The sequence below is a fragment of the Alteromonas genovensis genome (assembly GCF_010500895.1).
Classification (GTDB): Bacteria; Pseudomonadota; Gammaproteobacteria; order Enterobacterales; family Alteromonadaceae; genus Alteromonas; species Alteromonas genovensis.
The window spans coordinates 156,432-176,853 of sequence record NZ_JAAAWO010000008.1 but is presented as its reverse complement, the minus strand read 5'-3'; the positions used below and the strand labels follow the sequence as shown (position 1 = coordinate 176,853).

The 20,422-nt window shown below is 41.8% G+C and carries 15 protein-coding genes; 1 reads left to right on the top strand and 14 read right to left on the bottom strand.

The window, feature by feature from the left end; all coding sequences use genetic code 11:
- Nucleotides 1–86 precede the first annotated feature (86 nt).
- Complete coding sequence (locus GTQ48_RS12070) at nucleotides 87–986, top strand: LysR family transcriptional regulator (protein ID WP_163106918.1); 900 nt, start codon at nucleotides 87–89, stop codon at nucleotides 984–986.
- Nucleotides 987–1,027: 41 nt separating this feature from the next.
- Here GTQ48_RS12070 and GTQ48_RS12065 read toward each other — a convergent pair whose 3' ends face one another.
- The 14 genes from GTQ48_RS12065 to GTQ48_RS12000 all read right to left on the bottom strand — a co-directional run bounded on the left by GTQ48_RS12065 (nucleotide 1,028) and on the right by GTQ48_RS12000 (nucleotide 20,390).
- Complete coding sequence (locus GTQ48_RS12065) at nucleotides 1,028–1,210, bottom strand: hypothetical protein (protein ID WP_163106917.1); 183 nt, start codon at nucleotides 1,208–1,210, stop codon at nucleotides 1,028–1,030.
- Between the two features lie 203 nt (nucleotides 1,211–1,413).
- The gene (locus tag GTQ48_RS12060) at nucleotides 1,414–2,601 is read right to left on the bottom strand and encodes a nucleotide sugar dehydrogenase (protein WP_163106916.1); all 1,188 of its coding nucleotides are present in this window, start codon (nucleotides 2,599–2,601) and stop codon (nucleotides 1,414–1,416) included.
- Between the two features lie 180 nt (nucleotides 2,602–2,781).
- On the bottom strand, nucleotides 2,782–4,455 hold the full coding sequence (locus GTQ48_RS12055; protein ID WP_163106915.1) for a glycosyltransferase family 2 protein: 1,674 nt from the start codon (nucleotides 4,453–4,455) through the stop codon (nucleotides 2,782–2,784).
- Between the two features lie 87 nt (nucleotides 4,456–4,542).
- Nucleotides 4,543–5,625: a dTDP-glucose 4,6-dehydratase gene (rfbB, locus tag GTQ48_RS12050; protein ID WP_163106914.1), complete on the bottom strand. Its 1,083-nt coding sequence runs from the start codon at nucleotides 5,623–5,625 to the stop codon at nucleotides 4,543–4,545.
- A 59-nt stretch (nucleotides 5,626–5,684) separates the two neighbouring features.
- Complete coding sequence (gene rfbD, locus GTQ48_RS12045) at nucleotides 5,685–6,548, bottom strand: dTDP-4-dehydrorhamnose reductase (RefSeq protein WP_163106913.1); 864 nt, start codon at nucleotides 6,546–6,548, stop codon at nucleotides 5,685–5,687.
- Nucleotides 6,549–6,577: 29 nt separating this feature from the next.
- Nucleotides 6,578–7,132: a dTDP-4-dehydrorhamnose 3,5-epimerase gene (rfbC, locus tag GTQ48_RS12040; protein WP_163106912.1), complete on the bottom strand. Its 555-nt coding sequence runs from the start codon at nucleotides 7,130–7,132 to the stop codon at nucleotides 6,578–6,580.
- A 30-nt stretch (nucleotides 7,133–7,162) separates the two neighbouring features.
- Entirely contained in the window at nucleotides 7,163–8,047 is an 885-nt protein-coding gene (gene rfbA / locus GTQ48_RS12035; RefSeq protein ID WP_163106911.1) for a glucose-1-phosphate thymidylyltransferase RfbA, read from the bottom strand.
- Between the two features lie 14 nt (nucleotides 8,048–8,061).
- Nucleotides 8,062–9,402 (bottom strand): phosphoglucosamine mutase, encoded by a 1,341-nt coding sequence (gene glmM, locus GTQ48_RS12030; RefSeq protein ID WP_163106910.1) that lies wholly within the window; start codon nucleotides 9,400–9,402, stop codon nucleotides 8,062–8,064.
- A gap of 69 nt (nucleotides 9,403–9,471) precedes the next feature.
- Nucleotides 9,472–11,304 carry a glutamine--fructose-6-phosphate transaminase (isomerizing) gene (gene glmS, locus GTQ48_RS12025; protein ID WP_163106909.1) on the bottom strand — a complete coding sequence of 611 codons (1,833 nt, stop codon included), beginning with the start codon at nucleotides 11,302–11,304 and terminating at the stop codon, nucleotides 9,472–9,474.
- A 234-nt stretch (nucleotides 11,305–11,538) separates the two neighbouring features.
- Nucleotides 11,539–12,858, bottom strand: a complete 1,320-nt coding sequence (locus GTQ48_RS12020) for an alginate O-acetyltransferase AlgX-related protein (protein WP_163106908.1) — start codon at nucleotides 12,856–12,858, stop codon at nucleotides 11,539–11,541.
- A 21-nt stretch (nucleotides 12,859–12,879) separates the two neighbouring features.
- Entirely contained in the window at nucleotides 12,880–13,599 is a 720-nt protein-coding gene (locus tag GTQ48_RS12015) for a hypothetical protein (protein ID WP_239060098.1), read from the bottom strand.
- A 112-nt stretch (nucleotides 13,600–13,711) separates the two neighbouring features.
- Entirely contained in the window at nucleotides 13,712–16,516 is a 2,805-nt protein-coding gene (locus GTQ48_RS12010) for a glycosyltransferase (RefSeq protein WP_163106907.1), read from the bottom strand.
- Nucleotides 16,517–16,519: 3 nt separating this feature from the next.
- Complete coding sequence (locus tag GTQ48_RS12005; RefSeq protein WP_239060097.1) at nucleotides 16,520–18,637, bottom strand: glycosyltransferase family 2 protein; 2,118 nt, start codon at nucleotides 18,635–18,637, stop codon at nucleotides 16,520–16,522.
- Nucleotides 18,546–20,390 carry a DUF6492 family protein gene (locus GTQ48_RS12000; protein WP_163106906.1) on the bottom strand — a complete coding sequence of 615 codons (1,845 nt, stop codon included), beginning with the start codon at nucleotides 20,388–20,390 and terminating at the stop codon, nucleotides 18,546–18,548. The genes GTQ48_RS12005 and GTQ48_RS12000 overlap by 92 nt, the downstream gene beginning before the upstream one ends.
- Between the last annotated feature and the right edge of the window lie 32 nt (nucleotides 20,391–20,422).

Here is a 20,422-nt window from a genome sequence, read left to right as displayed (position 1 = left end):
GCAAGCTTATTTTCTATAGTGTAATTTAATATTTAATAAGATTAAATCTGTTATATTCTTCTAAGTTCATCGACAAAAGCTTAGTTATGCATCATTTAAACTATCATCACCTCTATTATTTTTATCTAGTGGCACGAGAAGGCAGCATTGCGAAAGCTGCAAAACTTCTTCACGTTACTCCTCAAACGGTAAGTGGGCAACTCAGTACATTTGAAAATCAGTTGGGCTATTCGCTTTTCGACAGAATAAACAAACGTTTATATTTGAACCCCAAAGGTAAAGTGAGCTATCAGTATGCCAGTGAAATATTTCACAAAGGCAACCAACTTGCTGAAATTCTTAATACAAATGACGAAATTAATACGAAAGAATTCGTAATTGGTATTACTAATGGTATTCCGAAAGTGCTTTTTTTCGACTTTGTACACAATACCATGCGCGAGTTCGCGAACGTGAAGTATGTAATAAAGGAAGACAGCTTCGAGGGGTTATTAAAAGAATTAGCGATTAATGCTGTCGATTTCATTATGGCTGACCGGGGCATTGCGCCTGGTACCCAAGTGAATGCCAATAGCTATTTTTTAGGAGAGAGTTCGCTTAGCTTTTTCGCTAAACATCCGCTGAAAGATGGTCAACACTTTCCAGCCTGCTTAAATCACATGCCGCTACTTATGCAAGGTCATACTTCCGGAATACGGCATGCTCTTGTTAGCTGGCTTGAAACTGAGCAGCTATATCCAAAAATTGTGGCGGAGTTTGATGACAGTGCGTTATTAAAGCTTTTTGGTAGCGAAGACTTTGGAGTGTTCTGCGCACCCTCAGCTATATCGACTCATGTTGAGGTGCAATACGGCGTACATTGTATTGGCAACGCCAAAGCGCTTAACGAACGTTACTATGCTATCACCGGAAAAAGTCGGGCGGATTACACTATTTGTGAGCACATTGTCGATAATGCAAAGGCGCTGTTTACGCAAAATGAGTAGAAGCACTGACCTTTTGACAATCTAAACTGCTTGAGGCTTTCTTACCCTTTGCATCGCTCTACGCATAATTCTACCTGCGCTTCGCCAAAACGGTAATCTAATGCATCGTGGGCGTCTTTTTGAACCTTACTCCAATCAAATCGCCCTCTGCCTAAATAGGCACATTCAGCAAAAGCTTCCACTGCTTCAAAACATTCTCGCACTATCAAATCTTCAGTCATCATTGAAGGTATCCTGCTCTTCAAAACCTAACTAAATGATATCTTATTAACTAAATATCAGCCTGTGGATTTGCGTATTGCGCCAAAAGGCTTTGTATATCGCGGGATAACTTTGGGAGTGAGGTTAACAATAGAAGAGCAATAAAGGGGGTCAGACCGAATTTAACTCAGATCATCCCCCCTTTATTCAGTTTACAAAAAAGAGTTTAGTCGGCGTTGAAGAGGTCGCGACTGTATACTTTTTCTAGCACGTCTTCGATGTCTGCCGTTACGCGGTTCGCCACAATCACATCAGATTCTTTCTTAAAGGCTTCAAGGTCGTTGACTATGCGAGAGCGGAAAAACTCATCTTCAGTGAGTACCGGCTCATACACGATTACTTCAATGCCTTTCGCTTTAACACGCTTCATAATGCCTTGAATAGCACTTGCTCTGAAGTTGTCAGAGCCCGACTTCATAATTAAGCGGTATATGCCCACAACTTTAGGGTTTCTACTTACAATTGAATCGGCAATAAAGTCTTTGCGGGTGCGGTTAGCATCCACAATAGCTTGAATCATGTTGTTAGGCACTTCGCTGTAGTTAGCCAGCAACTGCTTCGTATCTTTCGGTAAGCAGTAGCCACCGTAACCAAAACTTGGGTTGTTGTAGTGCCCGCCAATACGGGGGTCTAAGCTTACGCCCTCTATAATTTGTTTTGTATCTAATCCGGCACGTTCTGCATAGCTGTCTAGCTCATTAAAATATGCAACGCGCATTGCTAAGTAGGTATTGGCAAAAAGCTTAATTGCTTCTGCTTCAGTACTGTCGGTAAATAGTACTTCAATGCCTGTCTTAATAGCGCCCTGCTCTAATAGCTTGGCGAAAATTTCAGCTCGCTCTGAACGCTCGCCTACAATAATACGGCTTGGGTGTAAGTTGTCGTAAAGGGCTTTGCCTTCTCGTAAAAACTCGGGTGAGAATATAATGTTATCGCTGCCGTGGCGCGCTTTAGCCTCTCGTGTAAACCCAACAGGCACGGTAGATTTAATTACCATCACCGCTTTTGGATTGACTGCCATTACGCTTTTGATAACCGCATCAACACTGCTAGTATTAAAGTAGTTAGTTTGGGCATCATAGTCTGTCGGCGTGGCAATGATTACATAGTCCGCGTCGCGGTAAGCTATGTTAGCGTCTAGCGTTGCTTCTAAATCAAGCTCTTTGGTCGCCAGATAATCTGAAATCTCGATGTCTTCAATAGGAGACTGTCGGTTATTTAGCATCTCAACTTTTTCAGGTACTAAGTCAATAGCCTTCACTTCATTGTGTTGCGCCAACAGAACCGCGTTAGATAAGCCCACGTAACCCGTTCCTGCAACAGCTATTTTGTACTTTTTCATCGTACCTTCCATTAAGATTTTCTCCACTATTAACAACTGTTCAATCGCACTATCAAAAAGTGCAATGTAAAATTTTTAGTCAATGCGTACGCAAATAAACTCTGCTAGCCTCAATCGCGTGACTGCTCCAACATAACTCAAAATATGTGCCGAACAATATGGCAGTTATGCAGATTCAGTGCCCTTTTGTAATTAGCCTGTTTCTTCTTTTATTCTAACTGAAAAATTTTCCCGCTTTAAGGTTAAATTAGGGCTGTAAGCAGGATCATTCTCAATAGTTTTTGACCATTTGGTTTTTAAATAAGTCAGTTCTTTATTGAATCGCGCTGCCTTTTCTTGGGAAATATCTAAGCCTCTACTTACAGATTCATGATGAAAGAGTTCAGCTTCAGCACAATAGACGTTTCTTACACCTAACTCCTCTACTCTTAAACAAAAATCGACGTCGTTAAAGGCAACAGCCAAGTCATTTTCATTTAAACCGTTAACAGCATCGAAATGCGATTTTTTTACTAAAAGGCATGCAGCGGTTACGGCGCTAAAATTATTGGTAGCGCAAATTCTTTTTAAATAACCAGAATGAGCACGCGGAAAGTTTTTGTGAGCATGGCCAGCGCCACCGCCATAGCCTAGTACAACACCAGCGTGCTGAATACGTGTATCGGAATATAGCAACTTTGCACCAACACAGCCCACGGATTCCCTTTCAACATGTCCCACTAAATAAGTGAGCCATTCGGGTGTTATTACTTCAATATCGTTATTAACCAAACCAACCACACTGCCCATGGCATGCTGGACACCAAAGTTGTTGATAGCTGAATAGTTAAATACACCAGGATATTGCAAAACCCGTATTTTGGGCAGAGTATTTAGGTAGTCAAAATAATCTAAGCTCTCTTTTTCGTCTGAGCCATTATCTATCAACACTATTTCATAGTTCGAATAAGTTGTTTTTTCTAAGATGGATTCAACACAGTCTTGAACAAGCTGTTTTCCGTTTTTGGTAGGAATAATCAAGCTAACCAGCGGCGACGTATTCTTCCACATCACCCTGTTGACATTCTGATCGTGGCTTAATGTTGTTGTTGCGTCACCGCTGCTCTCTATTTCATCACGTATTACAGCTAAGTCTCTCGTCGTAACGTTATCATCAAAACACGAATGTACAAGAGGAAGCGAAATGTGCTTAATATTTAAGTGCTGAACACTTAATGCTAGCTTTGATAAAAGCCCAGCTATCGACGTTAAACAATCAACTCTTTCGAGGTAATCAGCTTTTAACATTACCCCCGTACGAACATAGCCAGTTGATAACTGAAGCTCGGGGTTCCAATCTGGCAAAAAACGCGGCGCGGTATACTCGCCATTATCTAACGCTTCATCTGTATCGCTGTACACAATGCCTGCGCTTTTAAGTGCATCAAGAAAATGCGCTATCGCACCAGCGCGCATTGTGTCGCCGCTTCTCAAAAGCAGAATAGGTAAGTTGATGTCGATATTATCTTTGTGTGGCAGAAAACCGCCTTTATCTTCATCATTGATAAAAAATACGTTTGCCGCACCTAATGCTAAAACATTTTGCTCGGTTTTAGAAAAGTTCTCAGAGCTACCTACAATAATCGCTTGCCATGACTGCAGTGCTTCATTGTTTTGCTCACCCAGCAAAGAATGATGCTCGTGTAACCACGCTTGGTAGAGTTTGTGAGTTTGCTTAGGTGTAGGCGCATCAAAAAAAAGCCCCGACTTTCTAACAGACTTAATATAAAAGCCGGTTAAGCGCTCGTTTTGCTTTAGCTTGTTTTTTAATCTTTTAGGCACAAGTTGAAGAGCAGCGCGCACAGCTCGCATTACAGTTTTTTTCATTATGGCTATTTGCTAGTTGTAGGAATAAAAAAACCGCTTCGACAATCAAAGCGGTTTTAAAGTGTACCACAATAGGGGTAAAAAAATTTAACTGACTGAACCTAATCGCTCGCCCTGGTAACTGCCGTCCAAAACCGCTTTCCACCAGCCCTCGTTATTCAAATACCATTCCACGGTTTTACGGATACCACTTTCAAACGTTTCCTTTGGCGTCCAACCAAGTTCGCGCTCTATTTTGCTAGCATCGATGGCATAACGCATGTCGTGACCTGGCCGGTCTTGTACGTAAGTAATTTGCTCTGCGTACTTGCTCTCCTTCGGCTTAACATCATCTAAAATAGAACAGATAGTGTGTACTACTTCAATGTTTTGCTTTTCATTGTGCCCGCCAATGTTATACGTTTCGCCTATTTTGCCTTCAAGAGCCACTAGCACTAGCGCACGGGCATGGTCTTCAACATACAGCCAGTCGCGTATTTGATTGCCCTTGCCATATACAGGCAATGGCTTACCCGCTAAGGCATTTAGAATAACTAGCGGAATGAGCTTTTCAGGGAAATGATAAGGCCCGTAGTTATTAGAGCAATTAGTAACAAGCGTAGGCAACTTATAAGTGCGTAGCCAAGAACGAACTAGCTGATCGGAACTGGCTTTACTTGCGGAATATGGTGAGCTTGGCGCGTAAGGCGTCGTTTCAGTAAACAAAGGCAGCGCTGTGCCTGGCTCTACTTCATCAGGGTGCGGTAAGTCGCCATACACTTCATCGGTTGAGATGTGGTGAAACTTAAATCCGTCTTTCTTATCGCTTTGTAAAGTATTCCAATACGCACGTGCTTGCTCAAGCAAGGTGTACGTGCCTACAACATTGGTTTGAATAAATTCGCCTGGTCCATCTATTGAACGGTCTACATGCGATTCTGCCGCTAGGTGCATAATAATGTCTGGCTGGTATGAGTTAAGCACCCGCTTTACTTCGTCAGCATCACAAATATCGACTTGCTCGAAGCTATAGCGCTCGCTGCTTGAAACTGACGTTAACGACTCTAAGTTTCCCGCATACGTTAGCTTATCTAAGTTAACTACCGTATGACCAGTATCATTTATAAGATGGCGTACTACAGCAGAACCGATAAAGCCTGCGCCACCTGTAACTAAAATTGTATTGCTCATTTATCTTTTTCTCGAATAGATTCTGTTCTGGCTATAAATGCTGCTCACCCAAACAAGAGTTAGTTGCTACTCAGTTCGTCCATCATAGCCGAAAGCTGCTTACGCCAGTGCGCAGGCTGAACTTCAGAAAACACTTTACGGGTAGAAGTTTTATCTAACACGCTGTAATGGGGGCGCTTCGCTGGCGTAGGGTATTCACTAGTAGGAATAGGCAACACTGGAATAGCCTTTTCCAACAAGCCCTTTTCAAGTGCTAATTCCTGAATAGCAAGGGCAAAGTCGTACCAACTGGCTACACCTTCGTCTGTCCAATGAAACACACCTGCTGTTTTATTCTTAGCCGCACTGATACACGCCTGCGCTAAGCCTTTAGCCCAAGTAGGCGTACCTATTTGATCGTCGATTACCGTAAGCTGTGGTTTGTCAGCCATTAATCGAAGCATGGTTTTCACGAAATTATTACCATAGGCAGAATACACCCAAGCAGTGCGAATCAAGCAGCTTTGTTCTGGAACAAGCTCAAGCACCGCCTTTTCGCCATCGGCTTTCGTCTTACCGTAGGCGCCTTGGGGTTCTATGGGATCATTAGGCAAATAAGGCGAACCTTTGTGACCGTTAAATACATAGTCGGTAGATACATGAACCAAAAACGCATCAGAGCTTTTGCAATACTTCGCTAAATTTTCTACGGCAGTAGCATTAATAGCATTACACAGCGCTAAATCTTCTTCGGCTTTATCAACCGCTGTATAAGCAGCTGCGTTAATAATCACATCTGGAGAAAGCTGGGACAGAGTTTTCGACAGCACGTCTTCTTTTGTAATGTCGGTATCTTCAGGGCCTAAACAAATAGTGTCTTCGCCTAAAATCCGAACCAGTTCATAAGACAGTTGCCCCGCATTACCAATAACAACAATTTTCATGGCTAATCTTATTCCTAATTTCGGCTGGGTTAAACGCCGGCAAACGTAGGCGCGTTAATGAACGCAGTGCCATTTTCATCTTTCCCGGAAAGCGAAGGCTTCTCGCCATTCACTAGAGGCCAGTCGATATTCAACGTAGGATCGTCATACTTTACCGAAACCTCAGACTCAGGGTGATAATAGTCTGTGCATTTATATACAAACTCAGCCGACTCACTAGTTACGTAAAAACCATGGGCAAACCCGGCAGGTACCCAAAGCTGGCGTTTGTTTTCAGCAGACAAGGTTACGCCAACCCACTTCCCATAGGTGGCAGAATCTTTACGCATATCTACAGCAACGTCATATACTTCACCACTTACTACGCGAACTAACTTACCTTGAGTTTGCTCTAGCTGGTAATGCAGCCCACGTAAAATGCCTTGGCTTGATTTTGAGTGATTGTCTTGAACGAATTCGACATTGGCGCATTCTTTCTTGAACCAGTCGGTACGAAAAGTTTCTAAAAAGAAGCCACGTTCATCGCCAAATACTTTTGGTTCGATAATTTTCACTTCAGGAATATCGGTAGTTATTACTTGCATGCAGGGTCCAAATAAGATGGTGGGTTTATGCTACGCTTTTACTCTGTCGCTTATTACTTTCAATAGATAATCGCCATAACCACTTTTTCTAAGCGGCGCGGCAAGCGAAGCTAACTTTTCGGCATCAATATACCCCATTCTGTAAGCCACCTCTTCTGGGCAACACACTTTCAATCCTTGCCGTTTTTCAATCGCGGCAACGAAGTTTGCTGCATCGAGCAAAGAGTCTAGCGTACCAGTATCCAGCCACGCAGAACCACGGCCCATTAACTCCACTTTTAAACTATCGTCTTTAAGATACAGGTTATTCAGGTCTGTAATTTCAAGCTCGCCGCGTTGAGAGGGCTTAACTTCTTTTGCAAAGTCTACAACGCGGTTATCGTAATAATACAAACCGGTTACCGCATAGTTAGATTTAGCTTTAGTCGGCTTTTCTTCAATAGAAAGCGCGTTCCAATCGTCGTCAAAATCTACAACCCCGTAGCGTTTGGGGTCGTTTACGTGATAACCGAATATGGTTGCGCCATGAGTTTGGTTGTAAGCGCTTTGCAGTGAGCGCTTGAGGTCGTGACCGTAATAAATGTTATCGCCTAAAATTAGCGTACAGCTGTCGTTGCCAATAAAGCTTTCACCTATCAAGAACGCTTGAGCTAGCCCATCGGGTGTAGGCTGCACGGCATACTGCACGTTAATACCTAAATCGCTTCCATCGCCAATAAGCTCAATAAAACGTTGCTGCTCGAAAGGCGTTGTAATGATCAGAATATCTCTTATTCCTGACATCATTAGCGTAGCAAGAGGATAAAAAATCATTGGCTTGTCGTAAACAGGCATAAGCTGCTTACTCACCACTTTGGTTAATGGGTGAAGCCTTGTGCCTGAACCGCCTGCTAGTATTATTCCTTTTCTGCTCATAACGTCATTCCTTATTAGCTCTCTTTTATAACTGCTGCAAGCTCGCTAGCCAGTCTCTCAGCGACATCATCACTGGCAGCTTCTATCATGACACGAATTAACGGCTCTGTGCCGGATTTCCTCAGAACTAGTCTACCGCTTTTACCTAGTTGATTCTCAACATCAGCCACGGCCTGCTTCACATTGGGTAGGTTTAAAACTGAATCTAAATTGTTATGCCTCACGTTAATCATGCACTGGGGTAGCTTCGTCATACCCGCTTTTAACTTGGCCAGTGGATAACCACTTTTTACAACAACTGTTAATACCTGAAGTGCTGCTATTATTGCGTCACCGGTAAATACGTAGTCTAAGTTTAGAATATGCCCGGAGGTTTCACCGCCTATTCTCCACCCGGTTTCGTTAAGTTTTTCAACTACATATCTGTCGCCTACTTTTGTGCGAGTAAATGGAATGTCTAACTCTTGTAAAGCATGCTCTAAGCCTAAGTTACTCATAAGCGTGCCAACTACGCCGCCTTTATATCCAGCTTGCTTGGCTTCACGGGCTATCAAAAATAAAATTTCATCGCCATCTACCACCTCACCATTTCCATCGACAAACATGATTCGGTCTGCATCACCATCTACTGCTATACCTAAGTCAGCATTATTGGCTTTTACTGCATCGCTCAGTAACCTTAACGACGTAGCCCCACATTCGTCGTTGATATTGACACCATTCGGCGTGTTGGCAATGTTGATGACCGAAGCACCTAGCTCCTCGAATACACTGGGTGCTACCTTATAGGCAGCACCATTTGCGCTATCCACAACTATAGTAAGACCTTCCAAGCTTAGGTCACTCGAGAAAGTGCCTTTACAAAATTCGATGTAACGACCAGCAGCGTCTTCTACTCGGCGTGCTTTGCCAAGGCTTTCCGAGCTAACGCAGTCAATTCCATTTTCAAGCGCATAGTGCAGCTTCTCTTCTATCGCTTGTTGCTGCTGGGCATTCAGCTTCGCTCCAATACGAGCAAAAAACTTGATACCGTTATCGTAGTATGGGTTGTGCGAAGCACTTATCACCACTCCGGCATCAGCACGAAAGGTAGAAGCCAAATACGCTACTGCGGGAGTTGGAATTGGCCCTGCAAGTGCAATACTTACTCCGGCCGCAGAGAGCCCAGCTTCTAGTGCTGACTCTAACATATAACCACTTGCTCGAGTGTCTTTACCCACAAGCACTTCTTTTGTGCCGTCTTTTGCTAGTACAACACCCGCTGCCCATCCAAGTTTCATTACAAAATCTGGTGTTAAGGGGAATTCCCCCACTTTTCCACGAATTCCATCGGTGCCAAAAAATTTCTGAGACATCTTTATTTCCCTTAAAAACAAAAGGCCACAACTCTTAAAGTTATGGCCTAAAAAACATACTAAACTTATTTATTCTACAGTGACTGATTTTGCCAAATTGCGCGGCTGATCGACATCTGTTCCCTTTATTAGGGCCACATAATATGAAAGTAGCTGCAATGGAATGGTATATACGATTGGTGCAATTATATCTTCACAGTGTGGCACATTAATCACTCGCATTGTGTCGTCGCTTTCAAAGTGTGCGTCAATATCTGCAAACACATACATAATACCGCCTCGAGCTCGCACTTCTTCAACATTCGACTTTAATTTTTCGAGCAATTCGTCGTTTGGAGCGACCACGATCACTGGCATCTCCTCATCGATTAAGGCAAGTGGTCCGTGTTTTAGTTCACCAGACGCATAAGCCTCTGCGTGTATGTAAGAAATTTCCTTCAGCTTTAATGCCCCCTCCATCGCGATGGGGTATTGTGCGCCTCTACCAAGAAACAAGCTATGATGCTTGTCTGCAAATTCTTCAGCTAAATCTTCAATGACTTCTGCTGTGCTCAATGCTTCTTCAATCTTGCTGGGCAGCGTTTTGATTGCATCAATAATCTTTTGCTCATTTTTCTCTGCAAGCCCATTAAACTTACCCAATGCTAAGGTAAGCATCAAAAATGCTGTGAGCTGCGTTGTAAACGCTTTAGTCGAGGCTACACCAATTTCTGCACCTGCTAGTGTCATAAACGCAAGGTCTGACTCGCGTACCAGCGACGACCCAGGCACATTGCAAACGGTTAGGGCCGACATATATCCAAGCTCTTTCGCTAAACGAAGCGCCGCAAGCGTATCTGCAGTTTCACCGCTTTGCGAAATAGTTACTAGAAGACTATTTTCATGTACTGCTGACTTTCTGTATCGAAACTCTGAGGCAATCTCTACCGAGCATGAAACGTTAGCAAATTCTTCTAACCAATAGCGAGCAGTCATACCTGCGTGATAGCTAGTACCACAAGCGATAATTTGGACGTGCTTTACTTGCTTAAGAATGCTGGAGGCACCTTCACCAAAAAGTGCATCTGCATTGTGAATATTATCAATTCTATCCTGCAGAGTATTTCGTATAACCGCAGGCTGCTCATAAATCTCTTTAAGCATATAGTGGCGATACCCTGCTTTGTCGCCTGCATCGTGCTCAACAGTAGACTCAATAATTTCGCGCTCTACCTGTTCTCCATCTTTGTCAAAAATAGTGACTTTGCGGCGAGCTACTTCTGCAACATCGCCTTCCTCAAGAAAAATGAAGCGACGTGTAACGGGTAAAAGTGCTAATTGGTCCGATGCAATAAAGTTTTCGCCCAATCCAAGCCCGATAACTAGCGGGCTACCTGAGCGAGCCACTACCATTTTGTCAGGGCTTTCTTTATCAATAACCACGGTGCCATAAGCGCCGGTAAAATGCTTAACTGCATTTTGCACGGCCTCTAGCAACGAGGTGCCTTTTTTAAGCATTTCGTGGACAACATGCCCAATGGTTTCGGTGTCGGTATCGCTAGAGAACGTGTATCCCTTAGCAGTTAACTCTTTACGTAGTGGAACATAGTTTTCAATGATGCCGTTATGTACAACAGCAACACGACTGGAAGAAAAATGAGGGTGGGCATTGTACTTGGTAACTCCACCATGAGTCGCCCAGCGAGTGTGCGCAATGCCAGTTGTGCCTAGTGCGCTTTCACTTTCCACGGCTTCGGCTAAATTTTTAACTTTTCCGGTTTTACGAATTCGGCTTAAATTGCCTTCTTTGTCTAACAGTGCCACACCAGCAGAGTCGTATCCTCTGTACTCTAGCCTTTTTAAACCTTCTAGTAGTATCTCAACCACATTCCTTTCGGCTACTGCGCCTACTATTCCACACATAATCTCACTTTCTTCATTGCAAATTTAAATGGTTATAGACCTGCTAGCATATCTATTATTTTAGAAGAATAACAACTAGCTGATACAGCTTTTGCTAATAATTACTGTTTTGCTGACACGCATTATTTTTATTCACGTCAACGAAACTCTGACTCTTAAGTAACTAGGGTTCAACGACTAACTTTATGCTCTATTCGATTTATTTCTTTTTTATATGTGGGTAATAGAACCTATTCATAAAACTAAGATTTGCTTAAAATAGTCGACGTATGAAACACACTCGTCTGGTAATTTTTCAGCTATAAATGCCCCCCCCAAGCTTCCATTTTCTTTCTTCTGCGCTATGTAGTTATTAACTGAGTCATTATATTTAGGGGCCTTAACTACGAACCGAGCATTTGTCTGAGCGCAAATATAATTTGGTTTTACAACTTCAATGATTTTGTGATCAATATTCCCAGCTGAGTGAACAAAAACTACCGAAGAATACAAGCGACAGAGGTAGTGAAACATTGTGTATGAAGACGAGGAGCCGAATATTAACAAAGTCTCTTTAAAAACTGCGTGTTTATGATACATAACGATAATCCGACCAAAGTTATCGACATTGTTATCAAAAACTACGCAATGTCTGTAGTTAAAATTGGTCAACCTATCTTCTTCGTGACGTTGAGGAGGAAACAACTTTGAGCCCAAGTCGCCGCTTACTTCTCTATTCTGATAAACGTCTCCTTCGAAGACATTGAGTTCATCAATATTTCTAGACATTAATTTACTTGTAACTAATTGCGCCGCGAACCTCGCTCCATGAAGCGTCCAGTGAGTGTCACAAACTCTGAACGAACGGTCGTCTAAATTACGAAGCTCTTCAATTGGTAAAATAAAATTAAGTGTTTCGGGCACCAACTCTTTGAGCTTTTCGATAGGCGCTTTTTTTGAAAAGTTATAAGGATAATATTCCTCATAAACCATTTCCTTCGAAGGCGCTACAAGTAAACACACTGGTATTTGTGCCGAAAAAGAAAAGGTGTTTAACAACTCTAGATATTCTTTCCACTCAGCTTGTGCTGCTCGGGATAATTTAAGCTTCCCTGTATATTGTTCGATACTCTTGTTAGTATCATTATCAAGAAAAAGCCAGCCGCCTTTCCCTTCTAAAATCTGAAATTTGCCCTCAACAGATCCACTTATTATTTCAGTGAATGTGCCATTCTCAACAATCCCCAAGGTAAACTCTGAATGTTTTAGTTTAATTCGCTCTGAAAACCCACAACTAAGTAAATCGTGATTTTCTGGAGCTTGGTTTAACACCTTTGAAATAACATCTGGCCGAGCGCGATTCAGTGGTATTTTTTTCACCTCATCACCATTTACAATAACTAGCGATGTTGGCGACGCCTCGCCGTTTAATAACCAACCTTGGAACAACAAGCCCTCGCTGATTAGCTCTCCGCCATCTATGCTTTGACCATTGCACGGATAGTCTAGATGCCATCGAGGAGCCTTGGAGGTTGTACTCTCTACTCGTTGGGTAATTATGGAATAAACTGCCACTAAAGTTCCTTTCTTACGGCTTTATAAAAAGTCGCCTACGATTTTATATTCATGAGGTAGATGTGATTCAAGCCGCTTAATACTACTTGGAAGCTGATATGTTTGGCTAGTTCGTCTGTTTACCTGCAGTGTTTTTAACTCTATCTCGGTCAAATCCGACAATTGCTTTAAACCTTCTTCGTATTTATGTTTTGAGCCTACAAAGCTAAATTCGTCAATCGGTACGGCATTGAAAAATCGGCTATAAGTATTTGTAAAAGCCTCAATGGTATTATTAAGAATCAGCTCATTAACTATGCTTTCTTGTGACTTTAGGCTAGCTTTTGGCAGCTTTGCTTTCAACAAAATATAATGCGGATGCTTCTCTTTAAGCGCTAAGAGATGGCCTACAAACGACCATATTCGTTCTAGCGGGTCGCGAACCCAAACGGCTCTGATAGCGTTTGGAAAGGTTTTAATATGATTGATATGCGGCTTAAAGTGTCCGTGAAGTACCTTCGCTTTCGACGGCAACCAAATTCCCTCACCTTTTGACATGGCACTTGCGCCTGTATTTGCATAAACGCCGTAAACATTCCTCCCCCCGAGCGCTCGTTCAAAAGCCACTCTAAGTGAACTTCCAGCAGTCTTTGGAATGTGATGAGACAGTACAGAAACGTTAAGATGAGGCTGGCCTTGAGAATTTTTAGCCGGCGCTAACAATTTTTCCACACTCCAAAAAGGATGGGTTTTATAAGACATAGGTGACTAATCTTCTACAACTGAGGCCACTACGCCACGCTAACATGTGAGTAAGTGGCAAAATGACAAACTGGGGCGTCTAACATGCTATCTATAGCACAAAAATCAAGAACTAAAAGCCCTTTAGTTTAGCAGATTTCTTAGAAACCTTAACTATCTGGTTTACTAGCTCTCTATCAAAAATGTCGCGAGAGAAAAGCGCTTCAGCTCTTTTAGCTGCAAAGTTGCCCATCGACGCTAGTAACTCACGGTTACTATTCAGAGTTAGTATTGCATCCACAATCCCTGAAGTGCATTTATAGTCAACTAGCATACCGGACTGCTGTTCAACAAGTTCACTTACCGCTCCCCAATTGTAGCCAACTACAACGCGCCCTAAAGACATGGCTTCTGCTACCGTTCTGCCAAAGGATTCTTTAAAGTGAGAAAGTGCCAACACAATATGGTGTGCAACCATCACCTCTTTCGGCTTCTCCACATACCCTGCAATAGTGACATTGTCATCACCAAATTGCTTAGCAGCCATAGTAACTTCGTTGGTGATTGGCCCGAAAATAGTAAATTGAATATTACTATTTCCTCTACATAAGCTTGCTACTTCAAAAAAGTCTTCCACACCTTTCTTTTTCACATTACTACTCAACATACATACCTTTAACGAGACTGAAGGCATAGGAACAATTGAAGTGGGAATATCTACACAGTTATAAATAACTCTAGTGCGTGCTGGCTCGTTGAGCCAACGGGCTGTTTCTTGAGAGTTAGCAACAAAGTAGTCACTGCTTGAAATTACTCGTTCATGAGTAAGCTGAGGAGACTCTTGAAGTAAATTAGCTAAATCATTATCAAACTCAACGAGCTCTCGCACATGCGTAATGCTTGGTATATTGGCTCTCTTGGCCGCACTCAGAGGCTCTATTAATGTGAGTGTATTTACGTAAACACAATCATAACCAAAGCGTATAAACTCTGATTCCAAATATTGCGCTATTGGCTCAATTGGCTCTTCTCTTCCGTTTGCCCAAGGTAAAGGCAAGAAGACGATCTTGCTTACGTATTGTCTTATCTCTTCAATATAGAAAATGTTAGCGCAAGACGGTAAGTAAAGAGTTACGCGTATATCAAACTTAGACATTGCCTTAGCCATATCAACTAAGCTTCTTTCTGCGCCGAAGACGGTTTCAGAGACAGCGTGCCCAAAAAGAGCAACATGGCTTTCTCCGTCGCACTTTGCAAAGCCAGTTATTGATACAGGAGCAGAAAAGTCCCAACTGCTGCTATTTAGCGCATGCCACGTGGGTGATGTCGTATGTGGTATTTCAAATTTGTACGCATAAGCTTGCGGATTAAATAATGATGATGGATAGCGTCCTTCCTTTTCTCCTTTATCCCAGAAGTGATCATGAATATCTAGCCCCATCGAACTCACATCGTCGTAAATCTGCCCGTACCAATTTTCGTCTAGCGCTTTTCTCCATTTAAGAAAACTCGCTTCGTTTGCTCTTACAAATGAAGGTTTAGAAGAAGCCAACAGCATACTAAGAGGAACAGGAAAAGACTGCTGTTCATCTCTCGAAAGTTTCAGATCTGGGCTATTCTTGTGCCAGGCTCGAGCGAAATCCATGTGCTGCTTTCTTACGCCACCATACTGGGTGACCAAGTGTGTTTCTGCATTTTGCGTAAGTGATGACGCATGCGTTCTTCCAAAAGAGAGAGGAACGCCAGGCATTACTTCCTTTATCGCGGCTCTGCCGAACTTAGCAAGACACCTTTCATAAAACTCGGTATCAGCATTTATTTTAACCTCGTCCCAGCCTCCAATCGTAGCTACAACATCTTTTCGAACGAGTAAAGAAGATACATTCCTGTGTATCCATGAGCTTCCAGCCCTTAACTTTGAAAATTTAAGGTCCTCCGTACATCTAACCCAATGAGAAACAGTTCCTTTTAGCGAGCGATTAAAGAGCAAAGGAGTAATTTGCTTTTCAATTTTCTGGGGGTGAGCCCAATCATCAGCGTCCATGACGGTAAGGAAGTCACCGTTAGCCATAGACATTCCTAAGTTTCTTGTAGCGTATGCGCCTTTATTCTCATTATTCTTTATAATTCTTATACAATTTATATCACTATATAGACGAACTAATTCTGCATAACTGTCATCAGTTGACGCATCATCTACAACAATAATTTCTAAGTTCTTCCAAGACTGATTCAGAAGCGAGTTAATACTTGTAGAAATTACGTTTTTGGCATTAAAGGCGGGAACAATTATCGAGACTTTCGCCTTTCGTACAAGCAACTTTAGCCACGTAGAAGCAGAAACAGTTGCCCGTGAAGATATCAGCGAGTCAAGGGTTACCAAGTCCGCTTTCGAGCTTAGCTCTTTCAAGCAAGCTCTTTTATATAATTCATTTATGCATTCGATTTTATTCGATTCTGCCAACATACTCGCTGCCAGATATTTTGACGGATTAACCCAGTTTGGATTATTTACTACTCGCTCCGCTTCATTTTCGAACCCAGCATTATACAGAGATGAAAACCTCAGTAGGAATAGCTCAGCTCTGCTGAAAAGTTTCTCTGCTGTCGCTATATTTTTACAAAGTTTATCGGACTCTAATTTAGCTTTAGAAAATTGCTTTTTGAAGAGGTAATAGTCTACCAGCACTTTAGCGGCATAGGTTCCGTTGATGCCGTTACTCACCGATATTTTAAGCAGAGAGTTGAGTGTGACATCACAATTTTGTACATCGCTCCATAATTTTTTCTCAAGAGACAATGAAGGAATATTACACGGCAGCCTTCCTTCCCTTCTTCCGTGTTTATCGAAATGCAATTTTGGATCTATTTTTGCTGCAGCAACATCAGGGTATTGCTTGAGATACCATTCAGGATCAAAATACTCTTTATCTGTCATGCTCTACAATTTCTTATCAGCTAAATACTCCGATAGAGTATCTAAATTTTCTATTATAACGACTTCTAGCAGTTTACTCGGGATCACTAAATTTCTAGCTTTTTCAGTATGGAAGCACTGCTCATTTTTGGCACAGATAAATAGCTTACATGAATCGAGTGTTGCTAATTCCTCTTGATTTTCAAGAAGTAGCTGAGGGTCTAATACGCATACGCATTCAATAGACAAAGACATGCCGTACACACATGCATTAACGTTACTGTTCAACAATAGTTCGAAAAAGAAGCTGGATAGTTGACCTTGCTTTTCGTGGGGTCTTGGTAAATGATACAAAAAAACTTTTTTTCCATCTCGCACTAAAGCGGCGATGACTTCATACGCTTCGGCCGATTGCCTACCGTCACAGAAATCACTAATAAACACTACATCGCCAGACATATTGTTATTGTTTTTAGAAATCATAGTAGGAGGAGCGGGGAACTTGCGATTTTCCTTTAGCGCCATGTACAGGTTAGCGTCATCCTGGGAATGCCACCACTGGCAAGCACTTCGATAAATATGCCGCATGCCGTGATACATTGTTTTGATATGCGTGGCATTATTTCGCGTCAGTGATTTTTCATCATCTAAAGCAAACGCTAAAGGCACTTCTGAATGAATTTTTTTTACCGAGTTGAACCCAAAGTGCGACTCAACTCGCCAAAGATACTCCGTATCGCCACCGGCTAAAACAGAATCCCAGTAGCCTAGCTCCTCAAAGACTCCTCGTCGAAATAGAAAAGAAGAATGAGACCAATGAATTAATCTAGGATTTAGTCTCCAATTGTGTTCAAAATTGAGCTTAGAGGTAGCCCTAACCCATTGAGTACAAACACCAACCACAGGTTTATTCTTAAAAAGGTACTCAACCTGTAACTGTATTTTTTGAGGATGAGACCAATCGTCCGCATCGTGCGTGGTTATAAAACTTCCGTTAGCAGTAGCAAGCCCCACATTCCTTGCGCTGTAAGCACCGCTATTTTTTGTTTGTTTTATTAACGTTATCTGTGGATAAACTGCTGCCAGCTTTTCTACTACTAAAGCTGTTTTATCTGTACTACAGTCATCAACTACAATAATTTCTAGGTTTTTCCATGATTGCGCAACAAGTGAGCCTAAAGCAGTTTTTATTGTTTGTTCTGCATTAAAGCAGGGGACAATCACGCTAACAAGCGCGCCATTTTCGTACTCAACCAACCCTTTTTCAGCACTCAAACCTTCCAATGAAAGTTCTTCATAACTATCACTTAGACTCAAGCCAACTAAACCATGCTGGTGATAAATTTGATTGAGAAGAGAGAGCTTTTTATAAGGAGAACCAGCGCAGTTAGTTAATGCTAAAAGTATATCTTCGTCGAGATTATCGCCTTGATAGTACCTTCGTATAAACGCCTCTGATTTGAAATTTTCACCGTTTTTTTGCAGACAAAAAGCATGCATAAGGACGCCGCTTTTTCCAAACACTTTAAAATCGAGTTCTTCAATGGCGAGTCGAGAAATGCTTAGCGCCTTTTCAAACTGCCCTAAAAAATAGAACCATCTAGCAGTATGCCAAATTGCAGAATATTTTACGCTTTCAGTTGTTGAAGCATTTGAATAAAGGCTTTTGAGTTGCTTCAGCGAGTACTTAGAAAATCCCCGCCACAACATTTGCACTATGTGCTCTTTATCTGCCCCCAATCCATTTATTTCCTGCGAATGAAACTGCATTCTATTTGTTGCTCGCCCTTCCTCACGACCATGTTGAATATAGTGAACAAAAGGGTTAACACCGCTTAAAGCCACGTCATCATAGTTAACTTTATACCAAGCTGTATCAAACCATTCGTTTGGGAAGTTGTCAGCATCTGCACCCTTTATTAGGTAATGGCGAATAGCATTTGTACCAGGGCTTAGATCATAACGGCGTTTATAATATGGAACATTAAATAAGTTGCTTCGTTTAATGAGCTGTTCCATTCGGAACAGCCTTATAAACGAGAAAATGGATTTAGACATGAACATTTGAGACAGAGAGAATTTCTTTATAAGACTTAACATCTCCGCCCTTCTCATCGGCAAATTGCATTGCAGACTTATCAAAAATATCTTTAGGCGTATAAATCAAAAAGCGCTCTGCCATGAGAGAAACCACAACATCTGGCTTTAGGACATCTATTGCTTCATGCTCTAACAACGGGCTGTGAATAATAAAAAGCTTACTAAAAGACTCAGCCAAAAATCGTTGAATCTTCCAACCATAAGAATCAGTAAATAAAACGCAAGTTGGTAACGAGGTGTTTGCATTCACCCAGACAGACATGTGACCTCGATTTGTTACGCCGTTATTCCAAACCTTTTTAGCACTCCCCTGCTTCACCACACATTCGGTATATTCAGCCGTACGATGTGGTTCAAACTTCTCGCCTAAGTCACCCGTGCCTTTTTTATTAATTAGCTCAACTTCATTCTCGGTTAGTGTGGGGATATTAATCCTCAGGTCTCTCATAATTCTTTTGTAACAAACATATGCACCATATGCTGTGTAGTGAGAATCGACAGGATGGTAAGACTCCCCCTTTGTAGTTGCATCAACTAGGTCTTGAAGCGGGTAGCTAATGTATGAATGGTCATACACTTCAGAAATAATTTGTTTTATTGGTCGCGTAGCATTGATATTGTCTAACTGAGGTAAATCGTCTTTGTGTACTGCATGTGCATCAGGAACTACCATCAGCCTATAAGCTATTCCTTTCGCCGCACAGAATGCATGCCTTGTTTCAATAATTCTTCTCCAAGCTTTAACTTGAGAACTATTTAGAAGCTTTTCGCCACGATGTTGCCTTATAACTTCATTAGAGTCGTTAGCAATAAACAGGCGCTTATTTCTGCCCTCTACTACCTTGCCATCCCCTGCAGCATTAGTTATTTCTCGAGACGGGCTAGAGGGAGGCTTGGCTTGAAGCTCAATAAATTTTTTAGCACTATCTTTCTTTTCAAATAGTCTGCGTTCTACCCATAGGTTAGAAATGAAGTCAATCTCATTACTTTTTAATTGCTGGAAACGCTTACTGTGGACAGAAAACGTCCAAACACTGTCATTCGAAGTGCTATCTAATACTCTTTTAATATCTTCGTCAGTCTCTGGCCACTTTGTAAACAATGTAGCGTATGGCTTTGGCTCAAAACCGTAAAAGTGCGATTTCCCTCCGCGATACGTCAAGTAAGAAAAGTAGAGTAGAAACTCTGTTAGCTTATTATTCTTGAGAATGAGTTCATAAATACCTGTACCCTCTCGCTTTTTGACTTCCTCTAACAAGTCTCTAACTAAAGAGGTTATCATTAAATAAGGTGTCACAGTGGGTAACACTTGCTTTGCAGTATCAACATCTACATCAAAGTATTTGCAAGACTCCTCTAGGCAAGTTTTTAAATAACCGCCGTGAATCTGAAGATGGGAAATTGGCTTGCCGCTTTCAGTAAATAGGTCATTTCGTCTTAGTTTTCTAATAAAATGATTTTTAGCATCTAATACTAAATAATAATTTTTGTCCGACAGCGCAGCAGCTGACAGTTTTAAAGCCTGTTGAGCCACATAAGGGTCGGCCCCTTCACTATGGTTAACCCCAAGTGTTGCAGCATCTACTAAACAAATAGCATCTTTGAAATTTTTGAAAAGTGGTAAAATAACTTCTTCAAATGCCTGTCGGCCCTTAGTTGGGTTTGAAGCGTTGTTAATGAAGTAAATGTTATCAACCAAACTTGGTTCGCAGTAAAGTTCTATAGACTTTGCAAGTAAGCTTAAAATACTTATTTCTTTTTCGTAGAAAACTACTGCTAAATCAATTTTTTCCATTTTTTAATACCGTATTCCTATAACGACCTAGT

Coding starts and splice junctions, on each gene's coding strand:
- glmM (WP_163106910.1), bottom strand. CDS start 9,402: ATGTCTCAGAAATTTTTTGGCACCGATGGAATTCGTGGAAAAGTGGGG.
- GTQ48_RS12055 (WP_163106915.1), bottom strand. CDS start 4,455: ATGAAAAAAACTGTAATGCGAGCTGTGCGCGCTGCTCTTCAACTTGTG.
- rfbD (WP_163106913.1), bottom strand. CDS start 6,548: ATGAAAATTGTTGTTATTGGTAATGCGGGGCAACTGTCTTATGAACTG.
- GTQ48_RS12015 (WP_239060098.1), bottom strand. CDS start 13,599: ATGTCTTATAAAACCCATCCTTTTTGGAGTGTGGAAAAATTGTTAGCG.
- rfbA (WP_163106911.1), bottom strand. CDS start 8,047: ATGAGCAGAAAAGGAATAATACTAGCAGGCGGTTCAGGCACAAGGCTT.
- rfbB (WP_163106914.1), bottom strand. CDS start 5,625: ATGAGCAATACAATTTTAGTTACAGGTGGCGCAGGCTTTATCGGTTCT.
- GTQ48_RS12060 (WP_163106916.1), bottom strand. CDS start 2,601: ATGGAAGGTACGATGAAAAAGTACAAAATAGCTGTTGCAGGAACGGGT.
- GTQ48_RS12065 (WP_163106917.1), bottom strand. CDS start 1,210: ATGATGACTGAAGATTTGATAGTGCGAGAATGTTTTGAAGCAGTGGAA.
- glmS (WP_163106909.1), bottom strand. CDS start 11,304: ATGTGTGGAATAGTAGGCGCAGTAGCCGAAAGGAATGTGGTTGAGATA.
- rfbC (WP_163106912.1), bottom strand. CDS start 7,132: ATGCAAGTAATAACTACCGATATTCCTGAAGTGAAAATTATCGAACCA.
- GTQ48_RS12070 (WP_163106918.1), top strand. CDS start 87: ATGCATCATTTAAACTATCATCACCTCTATTATTTTTATCTAGTGGCA.
- GTQ48_RS12010 (WP_163106907.1), bottom strand. CDS start 16,516: ATGACAGATAAAGAGTATTTTGATCCTGAATGGTATCTCAAGCAATAC.
- GTQ48_RS12000 (WP_163106906.1), bottom strand. CDS start 20,390: ATGGAAAAAATTGATTTAGCAGTAGTTTTCTACGAAAAAGAAATAAGT.